13 protein-coding genes and 1 tRNA gene are annotated in these 17,382 nt (G+C 71.7%); 10 read left to right on the forward strand and 4 right to left on the reverse strand.

Translation table 11 applies throughout. The features are described 5' to 3' along the window. Positions 1-287 precede the first annotated feature (287 nt). Positions 288-3,404, reverse strand: a complete 3,117-nt coding sequence (locus tag ACZ5K7_RS08925; protein WP_468912077.1) for an SUKH-4 family immunity protein — start codon at positions 3,402-3,404, stop codon at positions 288-290. Between the two features lie 8 nt (positions 3,405-3,412). After that, the gene (locus ACZ5K7_RS08930; RefSeq protein ID WP_351706642.1) at positions 3,413-4,429 is read right to left on the reverse strand and encodes an SMI1/KNR4 family protein; all 1,017 of its coding nucleotides are present in this window, start codon (positions 4,427-4,429) and stop codon (positions 3,413-3,415) included. A gap of 298 nt (positions 4,430-4,727) precedes the next feature. Between ACZ5K7_RS08930 and ACZ5K7_RS08935 the strand changes: the two genes are divergently transcribed. After that, the gene (locus ACZ5K7_RS08935; RefSeq protein WP_351706645.1) at positions 4,728-5,267 is read left to right on the forward strand and encodes a YwqJ-related putative deaminase; all 540 of its coding nucleotides are present in this window, start codon (positions 4,728-4,730) and stop codon (positions 5,265-5,267) included. A 106-nt stretch (positions 5,268-5,373) separates the two neighbouring features. After that, a complete protein-coding gene (locus ACZ5K7_RS08940) occupies positions 5,374-5,871 on the forward strand; it encodes an SUKH-3 domain-containing protein (protein WP_468912080.1) in 498 nt (165 codons plus the stop codon). Positions 5,872-5,932: 61 nt separating this feature from the next. Here ACZ5K7_RS08940 and ACZ5K7_RS08945 read toward each other — a convergent pair whose 3' ends face one another. Then, positions 5,933-7,246 (reverse strand): sensor histidine kinase, encoded by a 1,314-nt coding sequence (locus ACZ5K7_RS08945; RefSeq protein ID WP_468912082.1) that lies wholly within the window; start codon positions 7,244-7,246, stop codon positions 5,933-5,935. A gap of 460 nt (positions 7,247-7,706) precedes the next feature. Here ACZ5K7_RS08945 and ACZ5K7_RS08950 point away from each other — a divergent pair. From ACZ5K7_RS08950 to ACZ5K7_RS08975, 6 genes are all read left to right on the forward strand, one after another. Next, positions 7,707-7,778 (forward strand) — tRNA-Gln (locus ACZ5K7_RS08950). A gap of 124 nt (positions 7,779-7,902) precedes the next feature. Then, a complete protein-coding gene (glmU, locus tag ACZ5K7_RS08955) occupies positions 7,903-9,351 on the forward strand; it encodes a bifunctional UDP-N-acetylglucosamine diphosphorylase/glucosamine-1-phosphate N-acetyltransferase GlmU (RefSeq protein WP_468912084.1) in 1,449 nt (482 codons plus the stop codon). Positions 9,352-9,492: 141 nt separating this feature from the next. Further along, positions 9,493-10,473: a ribose-phosphate diphosphokinase gene (locus tag ACZ5K7_RS08960; protein ID WP_351706657.1), complete on the forward strand. Its 981-nt coding sequence runs from the start codon at positions 9,493-9,495 to the stop codon at positions 10,471-10,473. A 243-nt stretch (positions 10,474-10,716) separates the two neighbouring features. Then, the gene (locus ACZ5K7_RS08965) at positions 10,717-11,316 is read left to right on the forward strand and encodes a 50S ribosomal protein L25/general stress protein Ctc (protein ID WP_351706660.1); all 600 of its coding nucleotides are present in this window, start codon (positions 10,717-10,719) and stop codon (positions 11,314-11,316) included. 74 nt (positions 11,317-11,390) lie between these two features. After that, positions 11,391-12,002: an aminoacyl-tRNA hydrolase gene (gene pth, locus ACZ5K7_RS08970; protein ID WP_351706663.1), complete on the forward strand. Its 612-nt coding sequence runs from the start codon at positions 11,391-11,393 to the stop codon at positions 12,000-12,002. Positions 12,003-12,044: 42 nt separating this feature from the next. Continuing rightward, positions 12,045-12,554: a hypothetical protein gene (locus ACZ5K7_RS08975; protein WP_468912087.1), complete on the forward strand. Its 510-nt coding sequence runs from the start codon at positions 12,045-12,047 to the stop codon at positions 12,552-12,554. 94 nt (positions 12,555-12,648) lie between these two features. Here ACZ5K7_RS08975 and ppc read toward each other — a convergent pair whose 3' ends face one another. Further along, the gene (gene ppc / locus ACZ5K7_RS08980) at positions 12,649-15,381 is read right to left on the reverse strand and encodes a phosphoenolpyruvate carboxylase (protein WP_468912089.1); all 2,733 of its coding nucleotides are present in this window, start codon (positions 15,379-15,381) and stop codon (positions 12,649-12,651) included. Between the two features lie 308 nt (positions 15,382-15,689). Between ppc and ACZ5K7_RS08985 the strand changes: the two genes are divergently transcribed. Both ACZ5K7_RS08985 and ACZ5K7_RS08990 read left to right on the forward strand, forming a co-directional pair. Further along, positions 15,690-16,703, forward strand: coding sequence for an acyl-CoA desaturase (locus ACZ5K7_RS08985; RefSeq protein ID WP_468912091.1), 1,014 nt, complete (start codon positions 15,690-15,692; stop codon positions 16,701-16,703). Next, on the forward strand, positions 16,700-17,374 hold the full coding sequence (locus ACZ5K7_RS08990) for a TetR/AcrR family transcriptional regulator (RefSeq protein ID WP_351706674.1): 675 nt from the start codon (positions 16,700-16,702) through the stop codon (positions 17,372-17,374). Before ACZ5K7_RS08985 ends, ACZ5K7_RS08990 begins: the two co-directional genes overlap by 4 nt. Positions 17,375-17,382: the final 8 nt, after the last annotated feature.

The raw sequence follows: 17,382 nt of genomic DNA on the forward strand, positions 1-17,382 counted from the left end.
TCCGCCGGACCCGCACGAAATGATGATTTCGCGCACATCTTGATGGATAGGGCGTAAGTGTTCATAACGCGACACTCCGCAGACATGTCACGGCCGGAGCGTCGCGTGTCGTATCGAGGCCCACGAGAGCACCAAGGGGCGCGAACGCACAGCCGCGCGCCCGTGGTCGCGGTACCGGCCCAGCGTCGCCGCCCGACCCGGCCCCGGGTCCAGGCGTGCACACGCGCGAGGGGGCCGGTCCGGTCACCCGACCGGACCGGCCCCCACCGGTCGTTCCTACCGCCGCGCTACAGGAGGCCGTCCCACATCTGCTCCAGCAGCACCGACCACCAGCTCTCCGGCGAACCGAGCGCCGCCGGGTCCAGGGAGGCCAACTGGGCCTGGAAGTCCACGGTCCAGCGGCCCGCCTGCTCCTGGTTCAGGCCGAACCTGAGCCGCCACATCCGGCCCAGCAGCGCCAGACAGCGCGCGAACTCCGGCAGCCCGGTGTTGACGAACTGCGGCGGAACTGACGCCCCGCCCGGCCCCGCCTCCACCGGCACGGCCACGATGTTGGCGGTGCCGTACTGCACACACACCGCCTTGCCGAAGTCGGTGCCCATCACGAGGTACGACCCCGCGTCCGGCGCCGGCTGCACCCCGCGCTCCTGTGCCAGCTCCGCCAGCGTCGGCACCGGACGGCCCGGCTGGGCCTGCGCCCAGAAGAACGGTCCCATGTCCAGCGGCAGTCCCGCCGCGACCAGCGTGTGCGCCACGATCGGCGGCACACCCTGCCGCGACACCGCCGCCTGCTCGAACCGGAACACGCCCGGCCCGAACGCCGCTCCCAGCTCCTGCGCGATCGCCTCGGGCGGGATCGGCGGCGCCGCCTGGACCTGCGGCAACGGCGCCCGCACTGGCGCGGGCCGCGCGGGACCCGCCGCCACCTGGTGCAGCTCGCCCTGGTGCGCCAGCAACTGCCGCATCCCCTGCTGCCGGCTGGCGTGATCCGTCCCGTACGGCGCGATGCTCGCGAGCCGCGCCTGTGGCCACTGCTCCCGGATCATCCGCGCGCAGTAGGCACCCGGCAGCTCGCACGGCTCCAGCTCCGTGTGCAGCTCCAGCACCTGGTCCGGCGGCACGTTCATCGCCCGCAGCTCGTGGTAGATCTGCCACTCCGGGTGCGGCGTCCCCGGCGCCGAACGCCGGATCAGCTGCTGCTCCGAACCGTCCTGCGCACGGTAACGCAGCACCGCCTGGTAGCCGGGGCCCACGGTCGGCTGCCCCTGCTGCGGGTAGCCGTACGCCGGCGGCTGCTGCCCCGGCCCGGGCTGCCCGGGCGGCGGCATCGCACCGGCCGGCGCCGGCGGCGGCATCTGCGGGGCGCCCGGCGGCATTCCGGGGGCGCCCGGGGCCGCGGGTACGCCGGGGGCGGGTGGCGGCAGCGGTGCGCCCGAGGCGCCTACCGGAGGCGCGGCCAACACGGTCTCCGCGTGGTGGACCGCCCCATGCGCGCCACCGGCGGAGCCCTGGGCACCAGGTGCGGGAGGCATGCCGGGGGCGCCCGGGGCGTGCGGTGCGCCCGGGGCGAAAGGTGCACCCGGGGCGTGCGACAGCGGCGGTGCGCCGGGCGCTGGGGGTACACCCGGGGCGCCCGGTGCTCCAGGAGCGCCGGGCGGATTCGGCATGCCCGGGGCTCGCGGAGGCTGAGGCACGCCCGCGCTCCCTCGCATCCCGCTCGGGTCGGCCAGCATCGTGTCCGACCGATGGACATCGCCGGGGGGCGTGCCACCCGGAGTGCCCGGCGCACCGGGCGGGTTGGGGGCGCCCGGCGGAGTCTGCGCGCCCGGCGCCTGCGCCGGACCCCCAGGCCCCTCGGGACCCAACGCCGACACCATCTGCGTCGGTGCGTACCCGTCGGCCGGCGCACCCGACGCACCCGGCGCGGGCGGCTGGGGCGGGCCTCCCGGGCGTGCGCCCGGCGTTCCCGGGGCGCCCGGCGGAGGCGGCGGCGCACCGGCCGCGCCGCGCGCCTTGCGCGGAGGAGGTGCGGCCCGGCTCGTCGCGGCGTCCGCTATGTCACCGGCGTTCGGTGCCAGAGGGCGGCTCGGCGCGGCCGGACCCGCCGGAGGCCGGGGCGTGCCCGGAGCGCCGGGCGGCGCCTGCGGGTAGCCGTAGCTCGGGGCGGCGGGGCCCTGCGGATAGCCGTAGGAAGGCGCGGGCGGAGCCGCGGGCGCCGGCGGATTGGCCGACGCGCCCGACGCGGGCGTGCCCGGAGCCGCCGCCGGCCCCTGCGGGTAGCCGTACGTCGGGGCGCCCGGCGGAGGCGGCGGGGGCGTGCTGTCCTGCGGCGCGCCGGGCGCGGCGGCCGCACCGTGCGCCCCGGGTACACCTGGCACGCCCGGCGCACCAGCAGCTCCGGGCGCCCCTGATACACCACCCTGCACACCGTGCGCGCCCTGCACGCCCGGCGCGCTCGCCTCGTCGAGCGCCGGAGACACCGCCGTGCGCGACAGTTGGCTGCCCCCCGCCATCAGCGCCGTCTGGGCATCCCCCAGCACACCGTCGTCGGAGTCGCTCAGCGGCGGCGCGAACACCGTCGCGGGCAACGGCACGGAACGGTCCTCACCGGCATCGGCGTTCGTGTCGGTGCCCGCCCAAGGGGTCGCGCCGGCAGGCACGTTGGGCACGCCCGGCGCACCAGGCGCACCCTGCGCCCCGGCAGCCGCTCCCGCGCCCGCGCCCACTCCCGCGCCACCCGCACCGCCCCCGGCCGCCGGCCAAGAAGCCCCACTCCCCCCTGCCGGACCAACTCCGGCACCAACCCCACCAGCACCAGCCCCACCGGCACCTGCCGGCACCCCCGCCTGCGTCTCCGCAAGCCCGACGGAACCCGTCCCCGGCCCCACCGAACCCGCACCGGCCCTCACACCGGAACCCACACCTGAGCCCGCCCCGACCCCCACACCGGAACCCACACCCGAACCCGCCCCGGACCCCCCGGCCGCCCCCTCGGCCGACGCCCCGTCACCCCCCGATCGCCGATCCGGAATACCCAGCTTGTCCGCCGCCTCCTGGAGCCACTCCGGCGGGCTCAACAGGAACGAGGTCTGGTTCAGGTCGACCCGTGCCGCGGGCGCCGGTACCGCGTCGGCGACCTCCGCCTCACGGCCGTACTCCTCCTCGTACCGGCGGATCACCTCGCCCACCGGAAGCGCCGGCCACAGCGTCGCGTCGCCGCTGTCCCGGGCGATGACCAGCCGCTGCCCGCCCGCGTCCGAACGCGGGCCCTCCGCACGGTCCTCGCCCCACACCACGAACCCGAGGCCGAACTCCCGTACCCGCACCTCGCGGTGCTGGTAGGCCGGCACGTCCCCGTTGATCCACTCCTCCGCGCGCTCCTGCGCCTGCGCGAACGTCACCATGCCGAAACTCACTCCCCCGAGCCAACAGAGACGGCACGGGCGAAACCGCCGTCCACCATCAGGTTCGCCACCGTCTCCAGCTCCGGCGGGGAACCCGCCAGTCCGGACAGGAACACGTCGAAGTCCTCACCGCAGGGCAGCAGCAGCCGCTCCACCCGCTCGGCCGGCGACCACGACGGATCCACGTCGCGCACGTCGTCGTACGCGCAGAACCACACCGAGCCGAGCCGGTCGCCCTTCACCTTCACCGCCAGCAGACCGCCCTGCACGAAGCACACGCCCAGGTAGTCCTTGGTCAGATGGTCGCGCAGGCACTTGTTGACGTACACGAGGTCGTTGACCGCCGCCTCGTCGCGGACCGTGAAGAACGGCTGGTCGAGGAGCAGACCGAGTTCGGCGTCCAGCGCCGTACCCATCGGCGCGCACCCGCCCGCCGCCTTCAGGAAGGAGCGGTACGCACCCGGCAACCGGTAGCCGAGGTCCTCCTCGACGCCCTGCACCTGCGACTCCGACACCGCCACGCCCGACTTGGGCAGCCCGACATGGGCCGGGCGCGTCTCCTGCAACGGACGCGTGCCCCGCTTGCCCTGGTCCACCCGGGCCGTCGCCACCCCGCCGTGATGCCGCAGCAACGCCTTCACCTCGACCGGGACCAACTCCAGCCGCCGCGACCCGGCCACGTGATGCCACGTCCAGCCGTGCGGTGTCGCCACCGCCGGCACCGTGTCCCACAGTTCATGCCCCGAGGCCGACAGCACGGCGTTCGCCGACACGTAGTCCGTCAGCCGCAACTCGTCGACGCCGAAGCCCTCCGGCGGGTCCGCGATCTCCGCCGCCGCGCGCGCGTAGGGCGAGAAATCGGGGTAGCCGTGCTCGTCGACACGTACCCCTCTCGGGTGACGTGCCGCCCGGACCGGATCCGGGAAATGCACGACCTGCCCGGCGTAGGCCGAGTTCGGCGGCGCGGCTTGTCCTCCGGCCTGGCGGCTGGGCGGTGCCCCCAGCCCGAGCCGACCTGTCGTCATGACGGTTGCCCCCTGCGGCACTCTGTACGAACCGAAACCGCACCCCAAAAGCGCGCCACGGCCCGTATCCGGCTGTGTCTCCCACGTCCCAGACGCGTCGACCGCGCCCATCGCGGTGCCGACAGCCTATGCGGTACGCGAACCCCGGTCACCGGGCCTCCGCTTCCGTGACCAGCCGTCACCCTGCCGTGACAGCGTGCCCAAACCCGGGCGTGTCGCACCGCCCCAGCTTCCGCACCCGCCACGGGATTTGGCAGTCTGTGACTTTCGGGGGGATGCCCGGGAGGGGAAGACGATCATGAACGTCACACAGACGGGACCGCACACCGCCATGCCCGGCGCCAGTCACGGCGCCACCAACGGCGACCCCCGCATCGGCTGGAGCAGCGCCGAAATACCTCCCGCGCCCGCTCTCCGGCACCGCCGCGACGGCATCCTGCCCACCGTCGCCGCCGCCCTCTCCGTCCGCGGCGCCACCCTCACCGGCACCGCGGCCCGCGGCGACCAGCCGCCTCCGCTGCACCCGCTGGTCCAGGAGTTCCTCGACACCCTGCCCAGCGGACAGCGCGACCGCTTCACCGGCCGCTGCGCCGAGGCCATCCTCATCTCACGGCACATCGCCTCCGCCGACAGTGCCCGCAGCAAACGAGCCACCCGCAAACCCATGACCAACGGCGAAGCCCGCAAAGCCCTCAAGCAGGCCAAGCTCACCGCCCGCCGCATACGCGAGGACGGCGACCCCCTGCACGGCAGCTTCGCCGCCCCCTGCCGGGCCTGCGCCGCCCTCACCGCCCACTTCGGCGTCCGCGTCGTCGACCCCACCGTCACGGACGACTGACGCACACCCCCACCCACGCAGCACCGCCGCACCACCCACGCAACACACCACCGCCGCCACCACCGCCCCGCACACGCAGACGCACACGCACACGAACTAAGGACAGATGCACCCCGACCGCACCTCCACCACCCGCTTCTCCGTGCCCGTCGACGCAGCTCTGCGCGCCGCCGGCTGGCAACCCGGACGCTGGGACATAAAACAGGCCGAGGTCTGGGCCGACGCCCTCCGCGAGCACACCTCACCCGCCGGACACCGGCACACCGTCTTCCCCGCCGCAGTAGAAGCCTGGGCCGAATTCGGCGGCCTGCACATCACCCCCGCCGGGCCCGGCCGCCAGATCGCGCCGGCCACCCTCCACCTCGACCCGCTGCACGGCCTGCACCTCGCCCGTACCCTCGGCGACCTCGGCCGCGCCCTGGACACCGAGGTCTGCCCGCTGGGCGAGGAGACCGAGACCCGCTCGCTCCTCGCCATCGACGCCGAGGGCCGCGTCTACACCCTGGACCACACCGGCGACTGGTACGTGGGCCCCGACATCGACCACGGCCTCACCACCCTCATCGCAGGCGTCGAACCCCAACGCCTCACCACCCACGCCTGACCGGCCCCCACCCCCGACCGGCGAACCGGCGCCCACCCACCCACTCACCCACCAAAACCGCTCACGTCGCCGGAATCACCGCCGACACCCGGAAACCCCCCGCGTCCGTCGGCCCCGACACGAACACCCCGCCGAGCCCCAGTACCCGCTCGCGCATGCCCACCAGACCGTTGCCGCCGGACGGCAGGCCCGCCGAGGCCGCCGACGCCGGTTCCGGCGGTGGCTCGTTCTCCACCTGCATCGCGATCTCCGCCACCCGATGCGCCAGCCGCACATGGGTCTTGGCGCCCGCCGCGTGCTTGTGGACGTTGGTCAACGCCTCCTGCACCACCCGGTACGCCGTCTGCTCCACCGCGACCGTGTACGACCGCGCGTCCCCCTCCACCGACAGATCGACCACCATCCCGGCCGCCGCCGACTGCCCGATCAGCTCCTCCAGCTCCGACAGATACGGCCCCTCCTCCTCGGCCACCCGCGAAGCCGCCGCCGCGGCGGCCACCCTCACCGCGGCCAACGGCAAGGCCGCGGACGCCGACGCCGTACGACGCCGGTCGCCGTCCCCGGAGCGCAGCACCCCCAGCATCTCCCGCAGCTCCGTCAGCGCCTGGCGTCCCATGTCGCCCACCAGCGCCGCGTTCTTCACCGCCTTCTCCGGGTCCTTCCGCGCCACCGCCTGCAACGCCGCCGCGTGCACCACCATCAGGCTCACCCGATGCGCGACGACGTCGTGCATCTCCCGCGCGATCCGCGTCCGTTCCTCGCCCCGCGCCCACTCCGCACGCTCCTCGGCGCGCTCGGCGAGCAGCTGGAGCTCCCGTTCCAGGCTGTCCGCCCGCTCCCGCAGGCTCTCCATCAGCCGCCGCCGCGCGCCCACGTAGAGGCCCAGCAGCACCGGAGGCGCGGTCAGCCCGAGCGAGGTCGCCAGCGCCGCGAACGGGACGAACCAGTCCCCGAGCGTGAGATCCCCGCGTGCCATGCTCTGCCGCACCCGCACGAACGTCACGATCAACGTGCCCAGCAGGGTCATCCCCGACAGCGCCACGATGATCCGGCGCGGTACCTCGGCCGCGGCGAGGGTGTAGAGGCCGACGATGCCCATCAGGAAGCCCATCTGGGCCGGCGTGATCGCGATCGACACGAGTACGACGGCGATCGGCCATTTCCTGCGCAGCAACAGCACCGAACCGGCCAGCAGACCGAACACGATCCCGGCCGACACCGGAACTCCCGCGTCCCGTGCGAACGGGATTCCCTCGGCGCCGCACTCCAGCGCCGACACCAGCGCCAGACCACCGTCCAGCGCCGCACTACGCCACCGCGACCACCACCACGGCCCTGCCAAGGCCGTCGTGCGGTCTGCCCCCGTCGTGGTCATGCGTCCAGCCTACGGGCGCGGGGGTGGGCTTTTCCGGTGAGTTTCGTCTACTGGCCTACACCACCCTCCGTAACCGAACAACACCGAAACCCACCGGTATCCCTCGAACTGCCGAACCACGCCCGTTCGAGGCCGGAATCGATCAATCCGGCCAGACGGTACGCGGACGGCACGTTCACCCGTGAACACGACGGGGGTTCGGAAGAGCGGCCGCGACGCACACCGGCGGCTCGTCACAGCAGAGCAGCAGAACAACAGAGCGGCAGAACGAATGAGCCGCAGAACGCATGAGCCGCAGAGCGGCGAACCCGCGACGCCGCGATGCCGCGAAGCGGCGAAGACGTCGCTGTAATGGTCCTGAAGGGCGCCGACTTGTACCGTCGCATCGAAGGCGCCTGGTACGGCATAGTAGGAGGCGCCACTCACCGGCCTGACTGATTGTCCGGCCTGGTCGACGTATTCCCCCGTGGTGTAATTGGCAGCACTGTGGCTTTTGGTGCCATCTGTCCGGGTTCGAGTCCTGGCGGGGGAGCTCACCCATTTCCGGTCCTGACCGCTGACAGTCCCGTCAGGGCCCGCTCTCATGTCCCCCACGAAACGCCCCGGTATCCTGCGGATGTCACCCCCACCCATCCAAGAAGCCGAAGGGCAACTCCGTGAGCGCCATTCGCCCGGCAGCCGTCGTCGTTCTCGCAGCGGGTGAGGGCACCCGTATGAAGTCGGCCACACCCAAGGTCCTGCACGACATCTGTGGCCGTTCCCTGGTGGGCCATGTGCTCGCCGCCTCCCGTGAGTTGAACCCCGAGAACCTGGTCGTCGTCGTCGGGCACGCGCGCGAGCAGGTCGGCGCGCATCTCGAAGCGGTCGACCCCACCGTCCGTACGGCCGTGCAGGAGCGGCAGAACGGCACCGGGCACGCCGTGCGGATGGCGCTGGAGGAACTGGGCGGCCCGGTCGACGGGACCGTCGTGGTCGTCTGCGGGGACACCCCGCTGCTCACCGGCGAGACCCTCGCCCGGCTCGCCGGGACCCACCACGCCGACGGCAACGCCGTGACCGTGCTGACCGCCGAGGTCCCGGACGCGACCGGTTACGGCCGTATCGTGCGCGACGGCGCGTCCGGCGCCGTGACGGCCATCGTCGAGCACAAGGACGCCTCCGACGCGCAGCGGGCGATCCGGGAGATCAACTCGGGTGTGTTCGCGTTCGACGGGCAGCTGCTCGCGGACGCGCTGGGGAAGGTGCGCACGGACAACAGCCAGGGCGAGGAGTACCTGACGGACGTACTGGGGATCCTGCGCGAGGCCGGGCACCGGGTCGGTGCGTCGGTCGCCGCCGACCACCGCGAGATCGCCGGGATCAACAACCGGGTGCAGCTGGCGGAGGCCCGCCGGATCCTCAACGACCGGCTGCTGGAGCGGGCGATGCTCGACGGCGTCACGGTCGTGGACCCGGCGACCACCTGGGTCGACGTGACGGTCACCTTCGAGCGGGACGTCGTCGTCCACCCGGGGACGCAGCTGCAGGGCTCCACCCACCTCGCCGAGGGCGCCGAGGTCGGGCCGAACAGCCGGCTGAAGGACACCCGGGTCGGCGCCGGGGCACGCGTGGACAACACGGTGGCTGATTCCGCCCATGTCGGTCCGAACGCGACCGTGGGACCGTATGCCTATCTGCGGGCGGGGACGCGGCTGGGCGCCAAGGGCAAGATCGGCACGTACGTGGAGACCAAGAACGCCGCCATCGGCGAGGGGACCAAGGTCCCGCACCTCTCCTACGTCGGCGACGCGACGATCGGCGAGTACACGAACATCGGTGCGGCGAGCGTGTTCGTGAACTACGACGGCGAGAACAAGCACCACACCACCGTCGGCTCGCACTGCAAGACGGGTTCGGACAACATGTTTGTGGCGCCTGTCACGGTCGGGGACGGTGCGTACACCGCTGCCGGGTCTGTGATCACGAAGGACGTACCGCCCGGTTCGCTGGCCGTGGCCCGCGGTCAGCAGCGGAATATCGAGGGCTGGGTGGCCCGGAAGCGTCCGGGGAGCTCGGCGGCGAAGGCGGCCGAGGCGGCTTCCCGGCGGGGCACGAACGAGGACTGACCGGAAACAGGTGCGCCGAAGACGTCGTACCGTGATAAGTGCACACCCGCACCTAACCAGCTGTTTCGGCCTCCCGCGTACGGCGCAGAGGTCGCTGGACATCCAGCTGTACGGCTGAGACACCTCTGAGGAGACAGTGCTGTGACCGGGATCAAGACGACCGGCAAGAAGAAGATGATGTTCTTCTCCGGCCGCGCCCACCCCGAGCTTGCCGAGGAGGTCGCCCACCAGTTGGGTGTCGGGGTCGTACCGACCAAGGCCTTCGACTTCGCGAACGGCGAGATCTACGTCCGCTACCAGGAGTCGGCGCGCGGTGCCGACTGCTTCGTGATCCAGAGCCACACGGCTCCGATCAACCAGTGGATCATGGAGCAGCTGATCATGATCGACGCGCTGAAGCGTGCGTCGGCGCGTTCCATCACGGTGATCGTGCCGTTCTACGGTTACGCGCGGCAGGACAAGAAGCACCGGGGCCGTGAACCGATTTCGGCGCGGCTCATCGCCGATCTGATGAAGACGGCGGGCGCGGACCGGATCCTGACCGTGGACCTGCACACGGACCAGATCCAGGGGTTCTTCGACGGTCCGGTGGATCATCTGTTCGCGCTCCCGCTGCTCGCGGACTACGTGGGCACGAAGGTCGACAGGGACAAGCTGACGATCGTGTCCCCGGACGCCGGCCGGGTACGGGTCGCCGACCGCTGGTGCGACCGGCTCGGCGCGCCGCTGGCCATCGTGCACAAGCGCCGTGACAAGGACGTGGCGAACCAGGTGACCGTCCACGAGGTCGTGGGCGAGGTCGAGGGCCGGGTCTGCGTCCTGGTCGACGACATGATCGACACCGGCGGCACGATCTGCGCGGCGGCGGACGCCCTGTTCGCGCACGGCGCCGAGGACGTCATCGTGACGGCGACGCACGGTGTGCTCTCGGGTCCGGCGGCGGACCGGCTGAAGAACTCGCGGGTGAGCGAGTTCGTGCTGACGAACACGCTGCCGACGCCGGGCGAGCTCGGCCGGGACCTGGACAAGATCACGGTGCTGTCGATCGCGCCGACGATCGCGAGCGCGGTGCGTGAGGTGTTCGAGGACGGTTCGGTGACGAGCCTCTTCGACGAACAGTGAGCGGCGCTTCGTAAGCACCGTGCAGTGAGGTTTCTGCACAGGGCACACGGCCCGCACCGCCCGCACTGAAGATCCTTTTGGTACGGCCTCCCCCGCCGAGTAGACTGCACAAGTTGCTCGGCGAGGGAGGCCGTACCTGTTCCATGCAGGTGTCGGCGCTCCGTTATCGACGCGCTCTTCGTAGCAGGCCGTTCGTGGCCGGGTGACCACGTCCGTATCTACTTTCTACGAGGAGTGATCACCATGTCCGAGGTGAAGATCGCCGCCGAGTCGCGCACCGAGTTCGGCAAGGGCGCCGCCCGCCGTATCCGTCGCGACAGCAAGGTCCCCGGTGTCCTGTACGGCCACGGTTCGGACCCGATCCACCTGACCCTTCCGGGCCACGAGCTGCTGCTCGCGCTGCGTACCCCGAACGTCCTGATCTCCCTGGACATCGACGGCAAGTCCAACGAGCTGGCGATCCCGAAGTCCGTGGTCCGCGACCCGATCAAGGGCTTCCTGGAGCACGTCGACCTGCTGCTGGTCAAGCGCGGCGAGAAGGTCAACGTCGAGATCCCGGTGCACACCGAGGGCGAGCTGGCCCCGGGCGGCAACCTGCTCGAGCACGTGCTGAACGCGCTGCCGGTCGAGGCCGAGGCCACCCACATCCCCGAGTCCGTCACCGTCTCCGTCGAGGGCCTGGAGGCCGGCGCCTCCATCCTGGCCAAGGACATCACCCTGCCGTCCGGCACCACGCTGGCCGTCGACGGCGACGCGGTCGTCCTGCAGGTCCTGGCCGCGCAGGCCGAGGAGTCCGCCGAGGGCGAAGAGGGCGAGGCGGCCGAGGAAGTCGCCGAGGCCTGATCCTCACCTTCGTTTCACCGTTCGTCAGCCGCTGCTCCCTCCCGGGAGCGGCGGCTGGCGCGTATCAAGGAGACATGGACGTGACCACCCCCGCAGCCGCCGCCAACGCCCCCTGGCTGATCGCCGGCCTCGGCAACCCCGGACCGGAGTACGCGATGAACCGGCACAACGTCGGCTTCATGGTCGCGGACCTGCTCGCCGGGCGGATCGGGGGGAAGTTCAAGCGGGCCGGCAAGGCGCAGGCGCAGGTCGTGGAGGGGCGGCTGGGGGCGCCGGGCCCGGGAAGCCGGCGGGTGATCCTGGCCAAGCCGATGTCGTTCATGAACCTGTCCGGCGGCCCGCTGAACGCGCTGCGCGACTTCTACAAGGTGCCGGTTGCGAACATCGTCGCCATCCACGACGAACTGGACATCGACTACGGCGTCCTCCGGCTCAAGCTCGGCGGCGGCGACAACGGCCACAACGGGCTGAAGTCGATGACGAAGGCCATGGGCGCCGACTACCACCGGGTGCGGTTCGGGATCGGGCGCCCTCCGGGTCGTATGCAGGTCGCGGACTTCGTGCTGAAGGACTTCTCCTCGGCCGAACGCAAGGAACTCGACTACCTCGTGGACCGGGCGGCCGACGCCGTGGAGGCGCTGGTCACCGAGGGACTGGAGCGGGCGCAAAGCTCGTACAACTCCTGACTTGTCCCCCACCGCAGTTGACCGGCCGTAGGGACATGGCCAATGATCCCGGCCATGCCTGCTGCCTCGGTCCCCTCCTCCCGTACGCCTCCGGTCGCCGCCCTGCGATTCGGCCGGGTCGTGTCGATGGGCGCGGTCGCCGTGCTGATCCTGGTCGGCGGGGTGTGGGGCTCCTGGGGCACGGCGCAGCACGTGATGCTGACCAAGGGCAAGGAGCGGGGCGCGGTCGCGGTGACCGCGTGCGGTACGGACACCTGCACGGGCCCGTTCACCCCGGCCGCCTCCGGCGCCTCCGCGCGCTCCCGGGTGGTCATCGACAAGTCGGTGGCGGTGCGCAAGGGGCAGACCTACGACGTGATCGTGAAGCCCGGCACCGACGAGGTGGTCCGGTCCGGCCCCGCCGGGATCCTGCTCGCCTGGGTGCCGCTGGGCGGCGCGCTGCTGCTGGCGGCGGTGGTGGTCGCCGGAGGGCTGCGGCTGACCCGGGTGGCGTGGGCACTGGGCGGTTCGGGGATCGCGCTGCTGACGGCGGCGTTCTTCGCCTTGCAGTGAGCACGTACGGCTGTGAGCACGTCCGGCTGTGAGCACGTATGGCTGTGCCCCCGGGTGTACGACCCGGGGGCACAGTCACGTGCGGTGGTGGTGGTCAGCCGGTGTTGCGCAGGCCGGCCGCCACGCCGTTGACGGTGAGGAGGAGGGCGCGGGCGAGGAGCGGGTCGGGTTCGGCGCCGGCGGCGGCCGCGTCACGCTGGCGCTTGAGGAGGGTGACCTGGAGGTAGGAGATGGGGTCGAGGTAGGCGTCGCGGATGCCGAAGGTCTGCTTGAGCACGGGGGTGGCGTCCAGCAGTTCGCTCTCGCCGGTGATCTTCAGGACCTCGGTGACGGTCAGCTCGTGCTCGGCCCGGATGGTGTCGAAGACGTGCTTCAGCTCGTCGGGGACGAGGGTGTCGACGTAGTGCTGGGCGATCCGCAGGTCGGTCTTGGCGAGGGTCATCTCGACGTTGGAGACGAAGTTGCGGAAGAAGTGCCACTGTTCGTGCATCTCGGCGAGGACGGTGTCCAGGCCGGCCTCGCGCAGGGCCTTCAGTCCGGAGCCGACGCCGAACCAGCCGGGGACGATCTGCCGGGACTGGGTCCAGCCGAACACCCACGGGATGGCCCGCAGGCCGTCCAGGCCGGCGCCGGAGTCCGGGCGCCGGGAGGGGCGGGAGCCCAGGTGCAGGTCGGCGAGCTGGTCCACGGGCGTCGACGCGAAGAAGTACGCGGGCAGGTCGGGGTCCTCGACCAGGCGCCGGTAGGCGGAGTGCGCGGCGTCGGAGACCACGTCCATGGCGGCGTCCCAGCGGGCCAGTGCCTCCCCGGACTGGCGGGGGGCGGTGTGCAGCGCGGAGGCCTGCAGGGTCGCCGCGACCGTCAGCTCCAGGTTCTCCCGGGCCAGGGAGGGGATCAGGTACTTGTCGGAGATGACCTCGCCTTGCTCGGTGACCTTGATCTCGCCCTCCAGGGTGCCCCAGGGCTGGGCGAGGATCGCGTCGTGGGAGGGGCCGCCGCCGCGGCCGACGGTGCCGCCCCGGCCGTGGAAGAGCCGCAGGCGTACGCCGTAGCGGTGGGCGACGTCGCGCAGGCGGCGCTGGGCGCGGTGGATCTCCCACTGGCTGGTGGTGATGCCGCCGAACTTGGAGGAGTCGGAGTAGCCGAGCATGACCTCCTGGACGTCTCCGCGCAGCGCGACCAGGCGCCGGTAGGACGGGTCGGAGAGCATGTCCTCCAGGATGGTGTCGGCGGCCTTGAGCTCGTCGGTGGTCTCCAGGAGGGGGACGATGCCGACCTTGGCCCAGCCGGCGTGCAGGTCCATCAGGCCGGCCTCGCGGGCCAGGACGGCGGCGGCGAAGACGTCGTCGGCGCCCTGGCACATGGAGATGATGTACGACTCGACGACCTCGGGCCCGAACACCTCCAGCGCCTTCTTCACGGTCTGGAAGACCCCGAGGGTCTTCTCCCCGGCCGCGTCCACCGGCGCCGGAGTGGGCGCGAGCGGCCGGCGCGAGCGGAGCTCCTTGGCGAGGAGCTTGGCGCGGTACTCGCGGGGCATGTCGGAGTAGCGCCAGGACTCCTCGCCGAGGCGGTCGAAGAGCTGGCCGAGGGCGTGGTGGTGGGCGTCGGCGTGTTCGCGGACGTCCATGGTGGCGAGCTGGAGGCCGAACGCGGCCAGGGTGCGGATCGTCCGGGCCAGGCGGCCGTCGGCGAACAGGCCGCCGCGGTGCTCGCGCAGGGAGGCCTGGATCAGCCGCAGGTCGGCGAGGAGTTCGGCGGTGCCCAGGTAGTCGCGGCCGGGCTGGTGCGGGGTGTCGGTGGCCAGGCGGTGCTTGGTGTTGACCAGCTTCTGCCGGATGCAGGTGGCCTTGAGCCGGTAGGGCTCCTCGGCGTTGAGGCGCTTGTAGCGGGGGCTGATCTCCGGCAGCAGCTCCAGATCGGCGCGCAGCGACTCCAGCAGTTCCTCCGTCGCACCCGTGTAACGGATGGAGTTGGAGAGGAAGCCGCGGAGTTCGTCGATCATCTCCAGGGCGTCGTTGATGCCGTGCTCGTGCTGGAGGATGAGGACGTCCCAGGTGACCTGGGGGGTGACGTTGGGGTTGCCGTCGCGGTCGCCGCCGATCCAGGTGCCGAAGGTCAGCGGGCGGGTGTCGTCGGGGAGCTTGACGCCGACCCGCTCCAGTTCGGCGGTGAGGTCCTCCAGGACGTCGCCGACGGCGTCGGCGTGCAGCTCGTCCAGGTAGTAGATGGCGTTGCGGGCCTCGTCGGCGGGCTCGGGGCGCACCACACGCAGCTCGTCGGTCTGCCAGACCAGGTCGATGTTCTCGGCGAGGCGGACGTCGGTGCGGCGGCGGTCCGACTCGATGACCGGGGTGTCCAGGAGCGCCGCGATACGCCGGAGCTTGTTCAGGACCGAGCGGCGCGCGGCCTCGGTGGGATGCGCCGTGAACACCGGTCGGACGTTGAGGTTCTGGACGGTCTCGCGCAGGTGGTCGGCGTCGGCGTCCTTGAGCCGGTCGGCGGTGCGGGCGAGGAGGCCGCCCTCGGCGGCGCGGCGGGCGCGCAGCTCGCGGCCGCGGTGGACCTGCTCGGTGACGTTGGCCAGGTGGAAGTAGGTGGAGAAGGCGCGGACCAGCTTGGCGGCGGTCTCCAGTTCGATGCCGCGCAGCAGTTCGGCGGCGGCCTCGCCGTCCTCGCGGGTGAGGCGGCGGACCTTCTCGACGAGGTCCAGCAGTTCGGGGCCCTCCTGCCGGACGAGGGTCTCGCCGAGAAGGTCACCCAGCCGGCGGATGTCGGCGCGCAGCTCACTGCTGGTCGTGGTGGTCTGGTCGTCGGCACTGCTCACAGGTGCGGCTCCTTGCAGTGTTGAAGCTCGTCTGGAGGGGACCCGTCCGTCGGCCGGGCGGCAGGCGGGGCCTGTCCGCATAGGGGCCGGACATCCGGGAAGGAAACAGAGCGGACCGCGCTGTCCGACCGACTTCAAGGATAGGTGTCCATGAGGACGCGCAGGCTGCGGGGCTCTTGCTGCGAGATGCCTCGCTGCCATACTTACGTCGCCGTAGGTTACGGAACCGTAGGGAAGAACCCTTATCGTCCCGCTCGGTCGCCGCGGATCGGCACCTGTCTCAACCCTCGACCCCCCAGGGGACGCGCATGACCTCGTCTAGTTCCGATGTGATCGAAGACCCCCGGAAGGCGGCCGACGGCTCGCTCCAGTCCGCCACCCTGGGCGGCGAGCGGAAAGGCTCGCTGGAGCAGATCACCCTGCTTCTGTTCATCGTCGTGCCGTTCCTCGCGCTGCTGGCGGCGGTGCCGCTGGCGTGGGGGTGGGGGGGCGTGAGCTGGCTCGACCTGGGCCTGCTGGTGTTCTTCTACTATCTCGGCTGCCATGGCGTGACGATCGGCTACCACCGCTATTTCACCCACGGCGCCTTCAAGGCGAAGCGGCCGCTCAGGATCGCGCTGGCGGTCGCGGGCTCGATGGCGGTGGAGGGGCCCCTGGTGCGCTGGGTGGCCGATCACCGCAAGCACCACAAGTTCTCCGACGCGGAGGGCGACCCGCATTCGCCGTGGCGGTACGGGGAGACCGTGCCGGCGTTGCTCAAGGGCCTGTGGTGGGCGCACATCGCCTGGATGTTCGACGAGGAGCGGACCCCGCAGGACAAGTACGCGCCGGACCTGGTCAGGGACCCGGCGATCCGGGCGATCTCCCGGCACTTCATCTTCTGGACCGTGCTCTCGCTGGCGCTGCCGCCGCTGATCGGCGGTCTGGTGACCTGGTCCTGGTGGGGCGCGTTCACCGCGTTCTTCTGGGGTTCACTCGTCCGGGTGGCGCTGCTGCACCACGTGACCTGGTCGATCAACTCGATCTGCCACGCCGTGGGGAAGCGGCCGTTCAAGTCCCGGGACAGGTCGGGCAACGTGTGGTGGCTGGCGATCCTGTCCTGCGGCGAGTCCTGGCACAACCTGCACCACGCCGACCCGACCTCGGCCCGGCACGGGGTGGAGCGCGGCCAGCTGGACTCGTCGGCGCGGATCATCCGCTGGTGCGAGCAGCTGGGCTGGGCGTACGACGTGCGGTGGCCATCACGCTCACGTATCGATTCGCGCCGTAACACCGGGGAAGGCGGTTCCCGGCGAGGGACGGAGACCGCCGAGACGGCATGATTGACGCCGTGGCGACCGACTCCAGCACCCCCAGTCCCGAAAAGCCGCGGCGGGCGCGTCGCACCCGCATGACCGGTGCGGAGCGTCGCCAGCAACTGTTGGAGATCGGTCGCACCCTCTTCGCCGCGAAGGGTTTCGAGGGCACCTCGGTGGAGGAGATCGCGGCGAAGGCCGGGGTCTCCAAGCCGGTGGTGTACGAGCACTTCGGCGGCAAGGAGGGGCTGTACGCCGTGGTGGTCGACCGGGAGATGCGCCGGTTGCTGGACATGGTGACCGGCTCCCTCACCGCCGGGCATCCGCGTGAACTGTGCGAGCAGGCCGCGTTCGCCCTGCTCGACTACATCGAGGAGTACACGGACGGGTTCCGGATCCTGGTCCGGGACTCCCCCATCCCGCAGTCCACGGGTTCCTTCGCGTCCCTCATCTCGGACATCGCCACCCAGGTGGAGGACATCCTCGGGCGCGAGTTCAAGTCGCGCGGCTTCGACCCCAAGCTGGCCCCGCTGTACGCGCAGGCGCTGGTGGGCATGGTGGCTCTGACCGGCCAGTGGTGGCTGGACGTGCGCCGCCCGAAGAAGGCGGAGGTCGCCGCCCACCTGGTCAATCTGGCCTGGCACGGCCTGGACGGCCTGGAGCAGAAGCCGCGGCTGATAGGGCACCGCAAGGCGTGAGACCGCCC

The sequence above is a fragment of the Streptomyces sp. NPDC031497 genome (assembly GCF_055580905.1).

Excerpts from the sequence above, each read along its gene's own strand:
- ACZ5K7_RS08975 (WP_468912087.1), top strand. The coding sequence starts at position 12,045 with ATGATCCCGGCCATGCCTGCTGCCTCGGTCCCCTCCTCCCGTACGCCT.
- ACZ5K7_RS08930 (WP_351706642.1), bottom strand. The coding sequence starts at position 4,429 with ATGACGACAGGTCGGCTCGGGCTGGGGGCACCGCCCAGCCGCCAGGCC.
- ACZ5K7_RS08965 (WP_351706660.1), top strand. The coding sequence starts at position 10,717 with ATGTCCGAGGTGAAGATCGCCGCCGAGTCGCGCACCGAGTTCGGCAAG.
- ACZ5K7_RS08985 (WP_468912091.1), top strand. The coding sequence starts at position 15,690 with ATGACCTCGTCTAGTTCCGATGTGATCGAAGACCCCCGGAAGGCGGCC.
- ACZ5K7_RS08935 (WP_351706645.1), top strand. The coding sequence starts at position 4,728 with ATGAACGTCACACAGACGGGACCGCACACCGCCATGCCCGGCGCCAGT.
- pth (WP_351706663.1), top strand. The coding sequence starts at position 11,391 with ATGGACGTGACCACCCCCGCAGCCGCCGCCAACGCCCCCTGGCTGATC.
- ACZ5K7_RS08990 (WP_351706674.1), top strand. The coding sequence starts at position 16,700 with ATGATTGACGCCGTGGCGACCGACTCCAGCACCCCCAGTCCCGAAAAG.
- ACZ5K7_RS08925 (WP_468912077.1), bottom strand. The coding sequence starts at position 3,404 with ATGGTGACGTTCGCGCAGGCGCAGGAGCGCGCGGAGGAGTGGATCAAC.
- ACZ5K7_RS08940 (WP_468912080.1), top strand. The coding sequence starts at position 5,374 with ATGCACCCCGACCGCACCTCCACCACCCGCTTCTCCGTGCCCGTCGAC.
- ACZ5K7_RS08945 (WP_468912082.1), bottom strand. The coding sequence starts at position 7,246 with ATGACCACGACGGGGGCAGACCGCACGACGGCCTTGGCAGGGCCGTGG.